This is a genomic window from Embleya sp. NPDC025285 (genome assembly GCF_055558835.1).
The window spans coordinates 37,208-53,226 of the sequence record NZ_JBVHLU010000082.1; the positions used below are offsets into that span (position 1 = coordinate 37,208).

Here is a 16,019-nt window from a genome sequence, read left to right on the forward strand (position 1 = left end):
TTCCGCGTCGGCGTCTCGACGGCTCCGGTGCCCCGATGGCAAGCGTCGGATGTGACCGTGAAGGGGCCTGTTCCTAAGCGACCGTGAGTACGATCTTGCCCCGGATGTGCCCTCGGGCGGCGCGTTCGTGCGCTGCTCGCGCGTCCGCGAGCGCAAACGTGCTGTCGATCGCGACGCGGACCGTGCCCGTGTCGAGCAGGCGTCCCAGTTCGGCGAGCTGCGCGCCGTTCGAGCGGACCTGGGTACCTGTGACCGTGACGCCCAGCTTTGCGGTCTCCTCTTCGTCGAACTCGCCGAAGAACACGGGGAACTGGGAGCCGCCGCGCTTGAGTGTGCGCAGGAAGCGCTTGCTGTCGGGGCCGCCGACGGTGTCGAGAACCAGGTCGACGTCGCGTACGAGTTCCTCGGGACGACTCTTGGTGTAGTCGATGAACTCGTCTGCGCCGAGGTCGCTCAGGAACGACTCGTGCGCGCCGGATGCCACCGCGATGACATGGGCCCCCTTCCATTTCGCCAGCTGTAGCGCGAAGTGCCCCACGCCCCCCGCGGCGCCGTTGATGAGCACCCTCACGTCGGCGTCGAGTGGCACCGGACGATGTCTCGCCGCCTGGAAGGGCGACGGGTGATCGTGTCCTAGCTCGATCAGGAACTGCCACGCCGTCAGCCCGGCCATGGGCGTCGCGGCGGCTTGCGTGTGATCGATGCCCGCCGGCTTGAGCGCGAGGTCCGATGCAGGCGCTACCGCGTACTCGGCATATGTGCTGCCATCGAAGCTCGGGAAGCGCAGGAGGCCGAAGACTTCATCGCCGACGGAGAGGCCGTCCACATCCGCGGCGACGGCCTCGACGACGCCCGACAGGTCCGTTCCGGGAATCACGGGCAAGCTGATCTTCGGCCTCGTCTCCGGAGGCAGGTTGGACATCCCGTCGCGCAGGTACCAGTCAGGGGGGTTGATGCCGACCGCGTGCACGCGAACGAGTACCTCGCCCGGCCCCGGCTCGGGAATCGGCACCTCGTCGTAGCGCAGAACTTCAGGGCCGCCGTGCTCGTGGAGCCGGACCGCCCTCATCGTGTGTGTCGGCATCGTTTCTCCTGCCCGCGCTGCGGTATAGGCTCATTCGGATCAGCGATCCAGATAAGTGGACCACTGATCCGAATATATGGACCACTGATCCGGATAGTCAAGAGGGGCAGATGCGGGCCGACGCCAGGAAGAACCGCGACCACCTGCTCGCAGTAGCGGGCACCGCCATCGCCGAGCAGGGCGTCGACGTCTCCCTGCGCGACATCGCACGCAGGGCCGATGTCGGGCTCGCGACACTGCTGCGGCACTTCCCGACGCGCGAGGCGCTGCTCGAAGTCCTGCTCCGCACGAGGTTCGACGAACTGACGGCAAAAGCGGCCGAACTCGAGACGTCGAACTCACCCGAAGACGCTCTCGTTTCGTGGCTGCGCGACTGCGTGGCGTGGGCAACCGAGTATCGGGGCGTGACCGTGCTGATGGCAGCCGCCATCGGGGACACCGAATCCGCGCTCCATGCTTCGTGCGTCACGCTGCGCGCTGCCGGTGCGCGGCTCCTCACCCGCGCCCAGGCCGCGGGTATGGCACGGAGCGATATCGACGGCGCCGATTTGTTCGCGCTGGTAGCGGCGCTCGCGTGGCTCGGCGATCAACCCCCGCTCGCGCCACGCGCCGACCACCTCTTCGACGTTGTCGCGAGCGCGATTCTGACGAGCACAGGGAGCAGCGATGCCGAGGGGGAACACCGCCCCTCGCGTCCGTAGCTGAAATCGTCTGACACCACGCGCGAAACCGCCGCCCCAACCGGGCCGCCCCCGACCGGGCCGCCCCCGACCGGGCCGCCCCCGACCGGGCCGCCCCCGACCGGGCCGCCCCCGACCGGGCCGGGCTGCGACGGATCCGAGCTCACCGGCCACCGCTTCGTCGTGCTCGATGTGGGGTGGCTTTCCGCGCGGCTGCTCGGTTCGAGTCTCAACCCCGTTTGGTGAGGGGTCCGTTGAGTGGGAGAAGCCGATCCGCGGTGGGTGTCTCCGTCCGTTACCACGATTGCGGCGTGGAGGACGTTCGAAGCCGCGATGACGGGGCCTCCTGTGCGTGGCGCGATCTCTTGCGGCGCTGGAGCGACGAGTGGCTCGACCCGGTGTTGCACGAGCAGGAGCGGGTCGAGCCGTTCCCTGACGAGATCCGCCGAGCCCGGTGGCTGGGGGTGGATGGGGCCGCTCCTCGGGAGGTCGACGCGCTGGAGGACCGCTTGGGCGCCAAACTGCCCGCGAGTTACCGTCGGTGTTCGTCCGTGTCGCCGTCATGAAGCCGGTCGGATCCTCCGCGAGGGGCCTGGAGAGCTGTCTTCGAACCGTCCCGGTGATCGGGCCGGCTGCTCCGACGGGCTGGTCCCGATGATCGGCTGCCTGAGAGAACCACAGGATGGCCCCGTTCGGGCACCGGCGACACACGCGATCGGTGGTGCGCGTCGAGGGCATCGGGCGGCCGAGGGCCAAGACCGCGTTGTCGTTCGGAAAGGCGCTGGTCAATGCTGTGGATGTGCCGCCATGATGGGCTCATTCCGGTACACGACACGAGGAGATTGCGATGGCCGTGCCCGAACTCAGTCCCGATCAGCGCCGGGCCGCGCTGGAGGCGGCCACCGCCGCCCGCAGGGAACGAGCCGAGGTGAAGGAGGCGCTCAAGCGCGGCCGCGTGTCGCTGCGCGAGGTGTTGGCCACCGACTCACCGGCCGTTCGCAAGATGCCGGTCCGCGCGCTGCTCGAATCGCTCCCCGACATCGGGAAGGTACGCGCCGACCGACTCCTCGCCGAACTGCAGATCTCCGAGAGCCGCCGGGTCCGCGGCCTCGGGGCCCAGCAGCGCGACCGACTCCTGGAACGCCTCGCGCCCCAGGGCTGAGCGACGCAGCCCCGCCGCGTGGTCCCACCGCAGACGTCGACGCTGTGGACTTCGTTCGGTTCCGGCCTAGACCACGCTGCTGCGGAAGCCGCGGCCGGCGCCGCGTAGACGTTGAATCTCCAACATGCTCAAAGCACTCACGCCGCCGACGGCCGCGATCGAGACGACGTCCTGGACGGCTTCGGGGGTCGCGATGATGCCGTCCGAGACACGCCCCGCCACGACTGCCGCGATCATCATGAACGGGGCTGCCAGCGGGGGCAGGATCGGATGCGCGTTGCCCGCGTTGAACACCGAGCCGACCGCGAATACCGGCACCGTCAAGGCGAATCCGACCGTCGGCGGCACGAGGATCATGATCACCGGGATCCGGAGCGGGCTGTTTCCGCCCAGGTCCGCCACCACCTGCGTCCAGGCGAGCAACACGCCGGCGGCGGCCAGGACCAGAGCGGGCACCGTGGCCACCGGGCCGATCCCCTCGTTGCTCCACACCAGCCGACGCGCACGATTCCACCGTTCGCCGGGCCGGGCCAGGGACACGATCACGACGCCGAGCAGCGGCACGAGCGATGCGGCGACCAGTGCCATCGCCGCGTACTTGTTCGCCACGAGCATCAGGAACTCGCGCGCCCCGTGCGGCTCGAAGCCATAGCGCCAGGCCAGGAACAGGGTCGTTGCGGTGGTGACCACCGAGCGGACCACGCCGTACCAGGTCCACCGCGACCAACGCGCCTTCACCGCCAAGGACATGCCCACGAACGCGAACACCCAGGCGAACACGACCTGCGCGAGTCCCCACCCGAACTCCAACGACCACGCGGGCACCGTGAATCCGCCTCCCGGAGCCAAAGGACGACCGGATCGAACCCGGCCCGAGCAATCGGAACTCAGGAACCCTAACAGCGCCTCGAGTGTCCGGACTCAGCCCCCGGCCCTCGGACATGGAGGTCCGCCGACCGAAGTGCCGCGGCGGGCGAGCCGGGACGAGGAGGCACCCCACATGTCGCTCGGCCGTTTCCGGCGCGGCCTGCCCCGGTGGGGTCGACGCCCTCGACCTCCGGCGACAGCGCGCGCGTTGAGGTGTCGGCCGTATCCCGGACCGGCGCGCGGACCGCGGCGTGTGCCGGGCCGCGCGTCGGCCGCCTCGTCATGCGGCCGGGCAGCGTGCAACCGGTCAGCGTGCGGGGAGCGCCCGTCGGAAGGTCGCGGTGAGCCAGGCCGGCACCGTGATCGCGGTGCCGACGACGACCGCGTGGGCGCCCGCCGTGATCGCGGCGGCCGCGTCGACGGGGCGGTGGTAGCGGCCCTCGGCGATCACCGGGACGGACACCCGGGCGGCCACGGCCTCCACCAGGGCCAGGTCCGGGCCCTCGGTGCGCGCACGGTGGGGGGTGTAGCCCGCCAGTGTGGTCGCCACCGCGTCCGCGCCGGCGTGCTCCGCGGCTTGGGCCTCCGCCTCGGTGGCCACGTCCGCCAAGACGAGCGCGCCGACTTCGTGGACGGCGCGCACCGCATCGGCGAACGTGCCGCCGTCCGGGCGGGCCCGGTCGGTGCCGTCGATCGCGACGATGTGCGCGCCCGCCGCGACGACCGCTCTCGCGTGTGCCGTGGTCGGCGTGATGTACACGCCCTCGGTGCCGTCCTTCCACAGCCCGATCACGGGCACGTCGACGGCCGCGCACACCGCCGCGACGTCCGGGACGCCACCGATGCCGCCGCAGCGGATCGCCGCCGCGCCGCCTTCCACCCCGGCGCGGGCGATGGCCGCCATGATCGCCGGATCGCGCAGTGGGTCGTCCGGCCGGTGGACCTGGACCGAGACGATCAGGCCGCCGCGCAGCCGTTCGAGGATGTGATGCACTGTCAAGTCCGTTCCGATTTCTTGCTGTTCAGGGGAAATGCCAGGTCTTCGGGCAACAGTGCGGCGCCGATCAGCGGTGCGTCCAGACCCAGCGTCGCGGTCCGCACGGGAAGTTCGCGCAGCGGTGGCAGCACCTCGGCGCGCAGCGCGTCGGTGAGCGGCCCGATGAAGTCATCGCCGATCCCGGTCACGCCGCCGCCCAGGACCAACAGGTCCGGATCCAGGACGCAGACGAGTCCGGCGAGGGTGCGGCCCAGTACGGCGGCGGCGTGCCCGATCACCTCCCGCGCCCGTACCTCGCCCGCGGCCGCGCGGCGCGCGATCTCGCGCAGCTCCGGCCCGGGCCCGGTGGAGTGGCCGCGATAGGCGGCCTCGATGGCCGGCCCCGAGGCGACCGCCTCCACGTGTGCGATCCGCCCGCAGGCGCAGCGCCGAGTGCTCGCCGGGCCGGCCACGCTCAGGTGGCCCACCTCACCGGCCGCTCCGCGCGCGCCGCGTACGACGCGGCCGTCGAGGGCGAGGGCGCCGCCGACGCCGGTGCCGACCGACACGTACAGGATGGCGGCGTGACCGGCCGCCGCGCCGCGGCGGAGCTCGCCCAGGGCGGCCACGTTGACGTCGTTGTCGACCAACGCCGGAAGGCCCGTCGCGGCCTGGACCCCGGTCGCGATCGCGGTGCCCGCCCAGCCGGGGAGCAGGTCGGTCGCGGAGCGGACGATCCCGGTCCGCACGTCCACGGTGCCCGGTGCGCCGATGCCCACGAAGGTTGTCCCCGGGGCGAGTTCGCGCACGAGGTCGAGTACCGACGCGAGCACGCGGTCGGCTCCCGAGGTGGCCGGCGTCGCGCGCACACGTCGGTCGGTCACGGTCCCGTCGTGCTCGACCCGGGCGGCGGCGATCTTGGTGCCGCCGATGTCGACCCCGACTCGGGGCCATCCGGGCACGGTCATGCCGCGAGCAGACCGGCCCGGACCAGATGCCCGCGTACGACGGCGATCTCCGCCGTGTTCAGCGGGATCTGCGGGGCCGCGGTCACGGGGCAGTCGATGACCCCGAGCGCGTGCAGGGCTGCCTTGAACGCGCCCAGCGCCGACGAACCTCGGCCCATGCGGTCCGGTGAGCCGGCGTCGACCAGGCCGAACAGGGCGATCAGGCGCTCCTGTTCGGCTTGCGCGGCGTCCCAGTCGCCGGCCGCGGCGAGGTCTCGCAGTCGGGTGTATCCGTGCGGGTCGACGTTGCCCAGGCCCGGGACCACGCCGTGCGCGCCCATACGAAACGCGGTGTCGACGGTCAGTTCGGAGCCGGTGAGCAGGGTGAAGCCCGAGACGTCGGCGGTCTCCAGGAGCAGCCTGCGGAAGCCGCCCTCGTCGCCGCTCGAGTCCTTGACCGCCTGGATGACGCCGTCGCGGGCCAACGTCGCCAGGTGCGTGGTGCCGAGCTTGCTGTGGACCGACACCGGCAGGTCGTAGGCGATCACCGGAAGGTCGGTGACGGCACGCAACATGCGAAAGTGCGCGTCGATCTCGGCCGGGTGGGTGCGGGTGTAGAAGGGTGCGGTGGCGACGACGCCGTCCGCGCCGAGCTTCTCGGCGACCCGCACGTGGTCGGCCACTCGGAGCGTGGCGGTGTCGATCACGCCGGTCACCACGGGGACGCGGCCGGCGACGGTGCCCACGGCGACCTCCAGGACGCGGGCACGGTGGGCGTCGGGCAGGAAGGCGACCTCGCTGGTGGAGCCGAGGACGAACAGGCCGTCCACGCCGGCGTCGAGCAGATGGGCGATCAGCCGCTCCAACGAGGTGGTGTCGACTTCGAGTTCGGCGGTGAGGGGCGTGCAGACGGGGGGTACGACGCCGCGAAGTGCGGTCGGCGACGGGGTCATGCGGTCAGAGCTCCTGGAGGTGCGGAGTGGGCGCGGGGGATTTCGGGCATGGCGGGGCCGCGAGGGACGCGGGTCCGACGCGAGGTTCCACGACGAGCGCGGGATCGGGGGAGCGAGTGGGTCACATGGGGTGGTGGCAGCGGAAGAGGTGTCCGGTCCGGTCCTCGCGCGGCTCGGGCAGTGAGCGCGCGCACGTGTCGGACGCCTTCCAACACCTGGTCCGGAACGGGCATCCGCTCGGCGGGTCGACCGCCGAGGGCAGCGGCCCGGTCAGCGGGACGCGTCGCGTCTCGGTGAGCAGGCTGGGCGTCGCGGAGAACAGGGCGACGGTGTAGGGATGGCGCGGCGCGCCGGCGACGTGCTTCGCGGGGCCCTCCTCGACCACGTGACCCAGGTACATGACGGCGATCCGGTCGGCGAGGTAGCGCACGGTCTGGATGTCGTGCGAGATGAAGACCAGACCCAGGCCGAGGCGGTCCTTGAGGTCGCGCAGCAGGTTGAGGATCTGTGCCCGTACCGACACGTCCAGCGCGGAGGTGGGCTCGTCGGCGACGATCACCTCCGGTTCCAGGACGAGAGCACGGGCGATGGCCACTCGCTGACGTTGGCCGCCGGAGAGTTGTCCCGGCAGCACGTCGGCGGCACTGGGCGGCAGGCCCACCAGGTCCATCACCTCGGCGACCCGGGCCTCGCGTTGTGCCCGGGTGCCGCGCCCGTGCACGTCCAGTGGGTCGCGGAGCACTCGGCGTACGCTCAGTCGTCGGTTCAGGGCGGTGGAGGCGTCCTGGAAGACCATGCCGATGGCGCTGCCGAATTCGGATGCGCGGCGTCGGGCGGGCAGCTCCCACAGGTCCCGGTCGTGGAAGCGCACGCTGCCGGTGGTCGGTTTCTGGAGGCCGACCAGGACCCGGGCGAGGGTGGACTTGCCGCAGCCGGACTCGCCGACGATGCCGAGGACTTCGCCGCGGCGCACCTGGATGTCGGCGCCGGCGAGGGCGTGCAGGTGTGCCGGGGTGAACAGTCTGCCGCTGTTCACGCGGTGGATTACGGCCACGTCGTGGGCGGAGAGCACGATCGGCGCGGGTGGGGCGGATCCGCTCGCGGGGGTGGGGACGAGTGTCGTGTCGCTCATCGGGCGGCTCCGGTCAGCGGCGTGGCGGGGTGGTGGCAGGCCGCGGCGTGTTCGTGGACGGCGCCGGTGAGCGCCGGGCGGGTGTCGTGGCACAGGTCGCTCGCCGCCGGGCAGCGGTCGGCGAAGCGGCAGCCCGGGCCGAACTCGGCCGGGGGTGGGACCACGCCCGGGATCTGGTGCAGGCGTTCCTCGCCGGCTTCCAGGGACAACACCGAGCCGAGCAGGCCGCGCGCGTAGTGGTGTTCGGGTGCGCGCAGCAGTTCCCCGGTGCGGCCGGTCTCCACGACGTGTCCGCCGTACATGACGACGATGCGGTCCGCGAGGGAGGACACCAGGGCCAGGTCGTGCGAGACCAGCACCAGGGCGAAGCCCAGTTCGTCGCGCAGGCGCACGAGCAGGTCCACGATCTGGGCCTGCACGGTGACGTCGAGCGCGGTGGTGGGCTCGTCCGCGAGGATCAGGCGCGGGTCGCGGGACAGCGCCATCGCGATCAGCACGCGTTGGCGTTGGCCTCCGGAGAGCTGGTGGGGGTGGCTGCGCAGGACGCGTGCGGCGTCGAGGCCGACCAGTTCCAGGAGTTGGGCGGGCGTACGGGTGCCGCCCCGGCGGGTGAGCTGGGTGAGTTGGGTGCGGATGGTCAGCGCGGGGTTGAGCGAGCTGAGGGCGTCCTGGTAGACCATCGCGATCTCGTGGCCCAGGAGCGGGCGGCGTCGGCGCGGTGACATCGTGGACAGGTCGTGGCCGGCGAAGCGGATCTCGCCGCCGGATTCGGCGCCCTTGGGCAGCAGGCCCATCACGGCCAGGCTGGTCAGGCTCTTGCCGCAGCCGCTCTCGCCGACCAGGCCCACGGTCTCGCCGGGGCGTACGTCGAAGTCGACGCCGTCGACGATGCGTACGCCGCCGTGTCGGTCGGGGAAGCGCACCGACAGCCCGCGTACCGACAGCAGGGGTTCCGCGTCGGGGATGGTGCGGGCCGGCCGGTGTGCGGCGGCCTCGGCCAGGCGCGCGTCGAGATCGGCGCGGGCGCGCGGGTCGAGGGGTTCGATCCGGGCGGTCCGGCGCTCGGCGTCGACGGGGTCGGAACCGGCCGGGCCGGAGGGTGCGGCCCACGCGTCGGAGATGCCCTCGGCGAGCACGTTGAGCGCCAGCACGGTCAGCAGGATCAGCAGGCCGGGGAAGAACGTGGCCCACCAGCCGCCGGTGAGCACCAGGGTGCGGCCGTAGGCGATCACCGAACCCCACGAGGGGTCCGGGTCGGGCACGCCCGCGCCGATGAACGACAGGCTGGCCTCGAAGACGATGGCGTCGGCGACCAGGACGGTGGCGAAGACCAGGACCGGTGCCGCGCAGTTGACCGCGACGTGGCGGATCAGGATGTGCGGGCGACGGGCGCCGATCACGCGCTCGGCCGCGACGTAGTCCTCGCCGTACTGGGCGAGCACGTTGGCGCGCACCACCCGGGCCAGTGAGGGTGTGTAGAGGAAGGCGATCGAGCACACGAGCACGGTCAGCGAGCTGCCGAAGACCGCGACGAACACGGCGGCCAGGGCCACGTTGGGGAAGGCCATCACCACGTCGAGCACGCGCATGGCGCCTTCGTCGACGAACCGTCGCGAGGTCGCGGCGAGTGCGCCGATCAGGCCGCCGAGGACCAGGGCCAGTGCGGTTGCGCCCAGTCCGATGGCCAGTGACCAGCGGGCGCCGACCAGCAGTCGGGAGAAGACGTCGCGGCCGGCTCGGTCCGTTCCGAACCAGTGCTCGCCCGACGGGCCCTGCGCCGGGGTGCCGGTGGCGAGCGGGTCGTGCGGGGCGATCCACGGTGCGAGCAGTGCCACCAGGCACAGCAGGACGAGCGCGATCGAGCAAATACGCGCGGGCAGCGGCAGGCGGCGCAGCCGGCGTAGGCGGATCCCGGGGCCGGTGAGTCGGGCGACCAGCTCCTGACGCATCATCAGGCCTCCCTGGTACGAGGGTTGGCGAACAGACAGGCGAGGTCGACGGTCAGGTTGACCAGGACGAAGACGACGGCGATCACGAGCACGGTGCCCTGCACCACGGCCACGTCGCCGGAGGTGACGCCGTTGAGGATGAGCGTGCCCAGGCCGGGGAGGCCGAAGATGGTCTCGATCACGACGGCGCCGCCCAACGCGTAGCCGGCGCGCAGTCCGAGCACGGTCAGCGGGGTGACCAAGGCGTTGCGCAGGACGTTGCGGCCGACGATCACCAGCGGGGGAAGGCCGTTGCCGGCGGCGGTGCGTACGTAGTCGCGATCGAGTTCCTCGACCATCGAGGTGCGCACGATCCGGGTCAGCGACGCACCGACCGGGATCGCGATCGCGACGGCGGGCAGGAACAGGCTCTGGAACCAGGCCCCGACGCCGTCGACGGGGTTGACGTAGCCGCCGGTGGGAAACCAGCCGAGCCGCAGCGCGAACTGTTGGATGAGCAGGATACCGAGCCAGAACGAGGGTGTGGCCACGCCGGCCATGGACAACACCCGGATCACCTGGTCCGGCCAACGGTCGCGGTACAGCGCCGCGACCACACCCAGGAGCAGCGCGCCCACCGACGCGAACAACATGCCCAGGAAGGTCAATTGCAGGGTCAGCGGCAGCGCGGTGAAGATCGCGTCGGCGACCGGCTTGCTCGGCGGCGAGGTCACGCCCAGGTCGCCGTGCAGGAGATCGCCGAGGAAGGCGAAGTAGCGGACCACGAGTGGGTCGTCGAGCCCGTGCTCGGCGGCGTACGCGGCGCGTGCCGCGTCGGAGGAGCCCTCGCCCAGCGCGTTGTACGCGGGGTCGGTGGGCGAGAACCGCAGGACCACGAAGACGAACAGCGTGATCCCCAGGAGCAGGGGTGGAAGGGTGAGCAGCCGTCTGCCGGCCAGGCGCAGGATCGTGGTCATGGGGCTCTCGATGGGCTGGGAGGGTGGCCGCCCGTTCGGGCGGCCACGGTCGGCTCGGGGAGGCGGCACGGCATCGCGGGGCCGCGACGCGGACCGGGCGCTACGCGGGGGCGCTGTCCAGGAAGGACAGGCCGGTCGTGGGCAGCGGCCGGAATCCGGTCAGGGCCTTGTCGTTCCAGGCGGTGGCGAGTTTGCGGTGGAAGACCGGGTAGAGCGGGACCTGCACGGATGCCAGGTCGATCGCCTGCCCCCACAGTTCCTTGCGCTTGACCGTGTCGGACTCCGCGGCGGCGGCGTCCAGGAGGGTCCTGGCCTGCCGGCCCTCGGGGGTCTGGGACCACATGTGGCGTTTGTCGGCCCACAGGCCCACGTACCACCAGCGCATCAGCAGGTCGACGTCGTTGCCGAATACCGAGGGGTCGCCCGGCGCGGCCATGACCTGGTACTCGCCGTTGTCGATCTTGTTCTTGTACTGACCGCCGGACTGGCCGATGTCGAGTGTGGTGCGCACGCCGATTCCGTCCCAGCTCTCCTTGATCAGCGGCGCGACGTCCTTGACCCACGCGGTGTCGGTGAGCACGAGCGTGACGTCGAGTCCGCTCACGCCCGCCTCGGCGAGCAACCTCTTGGCCCGGTCCGGGTCGTAGCCGTAGACGCCGGCCGCGCGCCGGTAGTCGGGATGGCTCTCCTGGAGGAAGCTGCTCGCGGGGGTGGCGTTGCCGAGCAGCCCGGTGGCGATCATCTTGTCCTTGTCCAGCCCCCAATGCAGGGCCTGGCGCACCCGCACGTCGTCGAACGGCTTGCGGCGGAGGTTGAACATCAGGAACAGCAGCCCGAAGCTCTGCACCGAGTCGGCTCGGTGGGCCTTCTTGACCTGGGCGTAGTTGATGTACGGAACGTCCTCGATCACCCGCACCCGGTTCGAGTCGAGGGCGGTCACCCGAGCCGAGGCGTCGGCGAGCAGCAGCCAGTTCATCCCGGCGGCTCGCGCGGGTTTGGGTCCGTTGTACGCGGTGTGCTCGGCGAAGACGATCCGGTCGTCCTTGGTGGCCGAGACCATGCGGTACGGGCCCGATCCCACCGGCAGCGCGTCGAAGCGCTGCCGGTCGGCGAGCACGGCGGCCCTGGGCACGATCTTGACGACCGATATGCGCTCGCCGAACAGGGCGAACGCGAAGGAGAGCCGGAACTCGACGGTGTTCGCGTCGACCGCCCGCACCTCCCGAAGGAACGGCAGGAACTGACTGATCAGCGAGTTGTTCGCCGGGTCAAGGATCCGGGTGAAGCTGAACACGACGTCGTCGGCGGTCACCGGGGAGCCGTCGTGGAAGGTCGCCCCCTGACGCAGCGTAACCTGCCAGGTGGTCGCGTCGATCTGGCGCGGCATCGCGGCGGCCAGCGCGGCGTAGGGGCTGCGGGTGACCGGGTCGAGGTCGACCAGGCCCTCGAAGACGTGCAGGTTGGCGGCTACCGGCAGCGCGCCGGAGGCGGTCATCGGGTCGAAGCCGGTGCTCAGGGTGTACGAGAGCCCGGCGTCGATGGTCCCCTTGCCGCTTCCCTTGCCGCCGCCCTTGTCGGCGTTGCCGGTGTTGGTCGACGCGGGGCCGCACGCGGCGAGGGTGCCGGCCAGGGCGGTCGCGGCTCCCAGGGCTCCAGAGAGCCTGAGGAACTGCCGGCGGTCCAGGGCCCGGGCGGGTGAGCGGGGCTCGGCCACGACGCCTCCTGTTCGTGTCTGATGTGCCGGGTTTCTCCGTCGGTTCGCGAGAAACGCGGGAACAACCGTAGGACAATGGGACAGCCGACGTGGGATGAGGGACGTCCTACGTCTAGGCTGGGGGTGACAGTAGGAGGTCATCCGCGACGCGGTCAAGGGTTCGTCCCGATCACTCGCGGTGACGGCGCCGGGCGGCACGCGGCCGTCTGGCGGTGGATACGGTGACTTCCGCAACGGCGGACCCGGCGATGGGGGACACGATGACGGTGCGCGGCAAGCGCAAGAACGGCGTACAGGAGCAGATCAAGGAACTCATCCTGGAGCGCGGGCTGGGCGCGGGGGACTCCATGCCCACCGAGACCGAGCTGATGGAACTTCTGGGGATCAGCCGAAACTCCGTGCGCGAGGCGCTCAAGGCCCTCCAGGCGGTCGGCATCGTGGAGATCCGGCACGGCTTCGGCACCTACGTCGGACGCATGTCGCTCGGCGCCCTCGTCGACGAGTTGTCCTTCCACGGCCGCCTGGCGCCGACGGGAGACAGCCGCAGCATCACCGAGCTGATCGAGGTGCGCCAGGCCCTCGAGTCCGGTCTGATCGGACAGGTCGTCGAGATCGCCGACGCCGGCGACCTCGCGGACCTGCGCGCGGTCGCCGAACGCATGGCCCGGGAGGCGGAGGCGGGCGAGGTCTCCCCCCTGACGGACCGGCAGTTCCACGAGACGCTGTACCGACCGCTCGGCAACGACCTGATGCTGCGTCTGCTCGCCGCGTTCTGGGACGCCTACGACCGGCTCGCCGCCGACCTGCCGCCGATCGGCGAGTCGGCGTCCGACGTCGCGGCCCAGCACCGAGAGGTGTACGAGGCGGTCGCGTCTCGCGACGCCGAGCGAGCGCGCCGGGCGGTCACGGTGCACTTCACCGGCATCCGCAACCGCGCACCCGGTGGAGGCCCCACGATCCCGTGACGCGTGGCCCGCGGACCTCCTCGCGTCCGACGAGGGCCGCGCCGGGACCGCCGCGCCCGCGCGGCTCGCTCCCCCTCCCGCGAGAAGGCGTTTCGGGACCCTGACGTCCCCGTACGTCGAGGATATTCGCGGCATCGGCCGCTACGACGTGGCTGTGGCCCACGCCCACGGTGTGCGGCCGGGGCGGCCGATCCGAAGAAAATCACCCTGGCGGGCGGTCGGCTTCAGGTGTGCGGAGCGGCGGCGACGGAACGCCGGGATGGGGCAGGGGAGCGGTGAACTGCGCTGTGTGGAACCGGAATTCGACGGATTGCGGGGTGACGATCAAGGGTACGAGCGGCCCGCTCCTACCGCCCGACCTGCGGTCCGCTTCCGGGTCATCCGAGATTCATCAGGCAAACCCCTTGTTGTCCGATTAATGTGTGAATATCATGGAATCAGCCTACGGGGCGAGCGAGGGAGCTTGACCGACGGCTTTGGAGCAAGGAGCACTGCTCGGGCCAAGGTCGCAGGGCCAGGCTGAGAGGCCGGAAGGTCGAAAGGACCGGAAGGCGACCCCTAGCACCTGATCCGGACAATGCCGGCGCAGGGAGCCCACCTCGTAGGTTTTTATCCGCGCACCCCGCATCTCCGCGCACCCCGCATCGCGATTCCGATCCGCGCTCGCGCTCGCGCTTGGCCTCGGCCGGGGCGGGCGCTTTGTCGTGACCCGCTCTGGTCGCGAGCCTGAGGCGAGAGCAGTCGCCGGCGCTGCGGGAAGCCGGGGGCGGGTGGCCGAGAATCGGCAGCCACCTCACCCACCGGCTACGCGTCGACGGTGGGATATCTGCCGAGCGGTTCGTGGACCGGCTCGTCGGAAGCGCGCTCAGTTGGTGGGCAACACCCGTGCCCAGGTGCGGAGTTCGTCCAGGTGGCCGTCCACCACCAGGTTCGACTCCGCCAATATCGCCTCGAACTCAGCGTCTGTCAGCGGGCGGCAGCGGAACTCGTGTACCCAGTGAGCGTCCTGGAATTCGTATTCGATGCGCACCGCGCGCACCCCGTCTCCGATCGGCTCGGAGCTGAGGATGTTCACGGAACCGTCGGGGTGTTGGCTGATCCGGGGCAACTGGTCGTGCCAGCCGATTCCTTCGCGCTGGATCAGCACCACCCCGTCGTCGGCGACGTGTGCCCGACAGGCGTCGAGCATCGCCCGGCGGAATTCGGGCTCGACCGTGTGCACCAGATAGGACGCCAACAACACCACGTCGAAGCGCTCCTCGAGCCGCAGGTCCTCGATCGTGGACAGTACGGTCTTTGCCCCGCGCACCCGATCGAGCATCTCCGGCGACTCGTCCACCGCCGTGACCTCCCACCCGCGCTCGACCAAGGCATGGGTCACCCGCCCGGCCCCACAACCGAGTTCGAGCAGAGTGCGTGCCCCTTCACGGGCGCCGAGCGCGATCATCTCCGGCTCCTCACGCGCCGGCAGGCGGTCGTACATGTCCACGGCGCACCCATCCGGCGTGAACGCCCCTGGCCCCTCGCCGCGATACCCCTCTCGAAAACGCGCCATGACCGATCCCCTCCCCCGAACGACCCACGGTCGCTCACGAAACGGACAGCAACGCGCCCACCCAAACCGCAACGGCCCGGAGCTGTCAACGGTTTCGACACCGGGCCGGCCGATTGCGGGCATGCCGACGGGGGTGTCCGTGCCCGACCCGGGCGGTGGTGATCGGCCCCGACCCGGCGCGGCTGTGTATCGCGGGCAGGACCGGGGTGCTCGATCGACGTTCCCGCGCCGGAACCGCGCAGCCCTGACGGTGACACGGCGCATGATCCCCGGACGGCGGGGGAGCGGGTGATCCGGACCTCGGAGTACCGGGAACCGTCGGTCGGATGGGCTGACGGATCACGCCTTCCGGCTCGCCGGTCCCGGTTCGGGGATGCGTCCGCAGAGCAGGTTTCCGGGCTCGGTGGGGTCGTCGCTCATCCAGAACTGGGACCACAGTCGGGCGAATTCCGGCCGGCTCAGGTAGCCGTCGCCGTCGAGGTCGAGCAGGTCGAAGACCGCGTCCGTGTCGACGCTGCGGCCGTGCCAGGTCTCGACGAGTCGGCGGTGTTCGGTGCGAGAGATCCGGCCGTCCCGGTTCTCGTCGATGGCGTCGAAGATGGTCCGGGCGGTGGCCGTGACGGCCTCCGGCATGGAGTGCAGCCGGTCCATGAGGGCGTGGACCTCGTAAACGTCGACCCTGCCGTCGTTGTCGGTGTCGGCCGCCGACAGCTCGTCCCACCAGCCCATGAGGAGCGCCTCGACGCGGGCGCGCAGTTCCGTCCCGGGCTCCACGCCCGGCAGCCGGCCCCAGCGGTCCACCAGGGCCTCGAAGTCGTCCCGTTGCAGGTAGCCGTCCCCGTCGACATCGAACGCGACGAACATTTCCTGGATCTTGCGCTGCTGGAACACGCTGGCCATGGACGGCTCCCTCTGGACGACGGACCGATGAGTGCATCTCCACGACCTGAGGCAAGCCAACCTGAGGCAACCAGCCGGCAACCATACTGAGCTTTGCGGATTCGGTTGTTGTTGGTTCGTCATGTCAGGTCGGTTGCTGCGAGGAAGCCGTTGAGGAGCGCGGGATGGTTTTGGATGTG

General features: G+C 71.0%; 14 protein-coding genes. 3 read left to right on the forward strand and 11 right to left on the reverse strand.

The window, feature by feature from the left end; genetic code table 11:
- Positions 1–73 precede the first annotated feature (73 nt).
- On the reverse strand, positions 74–1,084 hold the full coding sequence (locus ACZ4FV_RS38365) for an NADP-dependent oxidoreductase (RefSeq protein ID WP_402236183.1): 1,011 nt from the start codon (positions 1,082–1,084) through the stop codon (positions 74–76).
- Positions 1,085–1,194: 110 nt separating this feature from the next.
- Between ACZ4FV_RS38365 and ACZ4FV_RS38370 the strand changes: the two genes are divergently transcribed.
- Together ACZ4FV_RS38370 and mihF are read left to right on the forward strand one after the other, a co-directional pair.
- Positions 1,195–1,785, forward strand: a complete 591-nt coding sequence (locus ACZ4FV_RS38370; RefSeq protein ID WP_402236186.1) for a TetR/AcrR family transcriptional regulator — start codon at positions 1,195–1,197, stop codon at positions 1,783–1,785.
- A gap of 826 nt (positions 1,786–2,611) precedes the next feature.
- Positions 2,612–2,926: an integration host factor, actinobacterial type gene (gene mihF / locus ACZ4FV_RS38375; protein ID WP_402236189.1), complete on the forward strand. Its 315-nt coding sequence runs from the start codon at positions 2,612–2,614 to the stop codon at positions 2,924–2,926.
- A 66-nt stretch (positions 2,927–2,992) separates the two neighbouring features.
- Here the strand turns inward: mihF and ACZ4FV_RS38380 are convergent, their stop codons facing one another.
- The 8 genes from ACZ4FV_RS38380 to ACZ4FV_RS38415 form a co-directional block, all read right to left on the reverse strand.
- Positions 2,993–3,751: a hypothetical protein gene (locus tag ACZ4FV_RS38380; RefSeq protein WP_402236191.1), complete on the reverse strand. Its 759-nt coding sequence runs from the start codon at positions 3,749–3,751 to the stop codon at positions 2,993–2,995.
- A 349-nt stretch (positions 3,752–4,100) separates the two neighbouring features.
- Positions 4,101–4,793, reverse strand: coding sequence for an N-acetylmannosamine-6-phosphate 2-epimerase (locus tag ACZ4FV_RS38385; protein WP_465325206.1), 693 nt, complete (start codon positions 4,791–4,793; stop codon positions 4,101–4,103).
- Positions 4,790–5,737: an ROK family protein gene (locus ACZ4FV_RS38390; RefSeq protein ID WP_465325208.1), complete on the reverse strand. Its 948-nt coding sequence runs from the start codon at positions 5,735–5,737 to the stop codon at positions 4,790–4,792. Before ACZ4FV_RS38390 ends, ACZ4FV_RS38385 begins: the two co-directional genes overlap by 4 nt.
- Positions 5,734–6,669: a dihydrodipicolinate synthase family protein gene (locus ACZ4FV_RS38395; RefSeq protein ID WP_465325209.1), complete on the reverse strand. Its 936-nt coding sequence runs from the start codon at positions 6,667–6,669 to the stop codon at positions 5,734–5,736. The genes ACZ4FV_RS38390 and ACZ4FV_RS38395 overlap by 4 nt, the downstream gene beginning before the upstream one ends.
- Positions 6,670–6,790: 121 nt before the next feature.
- Positions 6,791–7,741: an oligopeptide/dipeptide ABC transporter ATP-binding protein gene (locus tag ACZ4FV_RS38400; RefSeq protein WP_465325219.1), complete on the reverse strand. Its 951-nt coding sequence runs from the start codon at positions 7,739–7,741 to the stop codon at positions 6,791–6,793.
- Between the two features lie 56 nt (positions 7,742–7,797).
- Complete coding sequence (locus ACZ4FV_RS38405; RefSeq protein WP_465325211.1) at positions 7,798–9,753, reverse strand: dipeptide/oligopeptide/nickel ABC transporter permease/ATP-binding protein; 1,956 nt, start codon at positions 9,751–9,753, stop codon at positions 7,798–7,800.
- Positions 9,753–10,706 carry an ABC transporter permease gene (locus ACZ4FV_RS38410; RefSeq protein WP_395861067.1) on the reverse strand — a complete coding sequence of 318 codons (954 nt, stop codon included), beginning with the start codon at positions 10,704–10,706 and terminating at the stop codon, positions 9,753–9,755. The genes ACZ4FV_RS38405 and ACZ4FV_RS38410 overlap by 1 nt, the downstream gene beginning before the upstream one ends.
- A 100-nt stretch (positions 10,707–10,806) precedes the next feature.
- Positions 10,807–12,420 (reverse strand): ABC transporter substrate-binding protein, encoded by a 1,614-nt coding sequence (locus tag ACZ4FV_RS38415; protein ID WP_465325214.1) that lies wholly within the window; start codon positions 12,418–12,420, stop codon positions 10,807–10,809.
- Between the two features lie 221 nt (positions 12,421–12,641).
- Here ACZ4FV_RS38415 and ACZ4FV_RS38420 point away from each other — a divergent pair, with 221 nt between their 5' ends.
- Complete coding sequence (locus ACZ4FV_RS38420) at positions 12,642–13,385, forward strand: FadR/GntR family transcriptional regulator (RefSeq protein ID WP_395861071.1); 744 nt, start codon at positions 12,642–12,644, stop codon at positions 13,383–13,385.
- Positions 13,386–14,250: 865 nt separating this feature from the next.
- Here ACZ4FV_RS38420 and ACZ4FV_RS38425 read toward each other — a convergent pair.
- Both ACZ4FV_RS38425 and ACZ4FV_RS38430 read right to left on the reverse strand, forming a co-directional pair.
- Positions 14,251–14,940 (reverse strand): class I SAM-dependent methyltransferase, encoded by a 690-nt coding sequence (locus ACZ4FV_RS38425; RefSeq protein ID WP_395861073.1) that lies wholly within the window; start codon positions 14,938–14,940, stop codon positions 14,251–14,253.
- Between the two features lie 339 nt (positions 14,941–15,279).
- Positions 15,280–15,840, reverse strand: a complete 561-nt coding sequence (locus ACZ4FV_RS38430; protein WP_402236204.1) for an EF-hand domain-containing protein — start codon at positions 15,838–15,840, stop codon at positions 15,280–15,282.
- Between the last annotated feature and the right edge of the window lie 179 nt (positions 15,841–16,019).

What these genes read in the sequence shown, in the direction of transcription:
- ACZ4FV_RS38370 (WP_402236186.1), top strand. Translation starts at nt 1,195, where the DNA reads ATGCGGGCCGACGCCAGGAAGAACCGCGACCACCTGCTCGCAGTAGCG.
- ACZ4FV_RS38430 (WP_402236204.1), bottom strand. Translation starts at nt 15,840, where the DNA reads ATGGCCAGCGTGTTCCAGCAGCGCAAGATCCAGGAAATGTTCGTCGCG.
- ACZ4FV_RS38405 (WP_465325211.1), bottom strand. Translation starts at nt 9,753, where the DNA reads ATGATGCGTCAGGAGCTGGTCGCCCGACTCACCGGCCCCGGGATCCGC.
- ACZ4FV_RS38425 (WP_395861073.1), bottom strand. Translation starts at nt 14,940, where the DNA reads ATGGCGCGTTTTCGAGAGGGGTATCGCGGCGAGGGGCCAGGGGCGTTC.
- ACZ4FV_RS38395 (WP_465325209.1), bottom strand. Translation starts at nt 6,669, where the DNA reads ATGACCCCGTCGCCGACCGCACTTCGCGGCGTCGTACCCCCCGTCTGC.
- ACZ4FV_RS38365 (WP_402236183.1), bottom strand. Translation starts at nt 1,084, where the DNA reads ATGCCGACACACACGATGAGGGCGGTCCGGCTCCACGAGCACGGCGGC.
- ACZ4FV_RS38390 (WP_465325208.1), bottom strand. Translation starts at nt 5,737, where the DNA reads ATGACCGTGCCCGGATGGCCCCGAGTCGGGGTCGACATCGGCGGCACC.
- ACZ4FV_RS38410 (WP_395861067.1), bottom strand. Translation starts at nt 10,706, where the DNA reads ATGACCACGATCCTGCGCCTGGCCGGCAGACGGCTGCTCACCCTTCCA.
- mihF (WP_402236189.1), top strand. Translation starts at nt 2,612, where the DNA reads ATGGCCGTGCCCGAACTCAGTCCCGATCAGCGCCGGGCCGCGCTGGAG.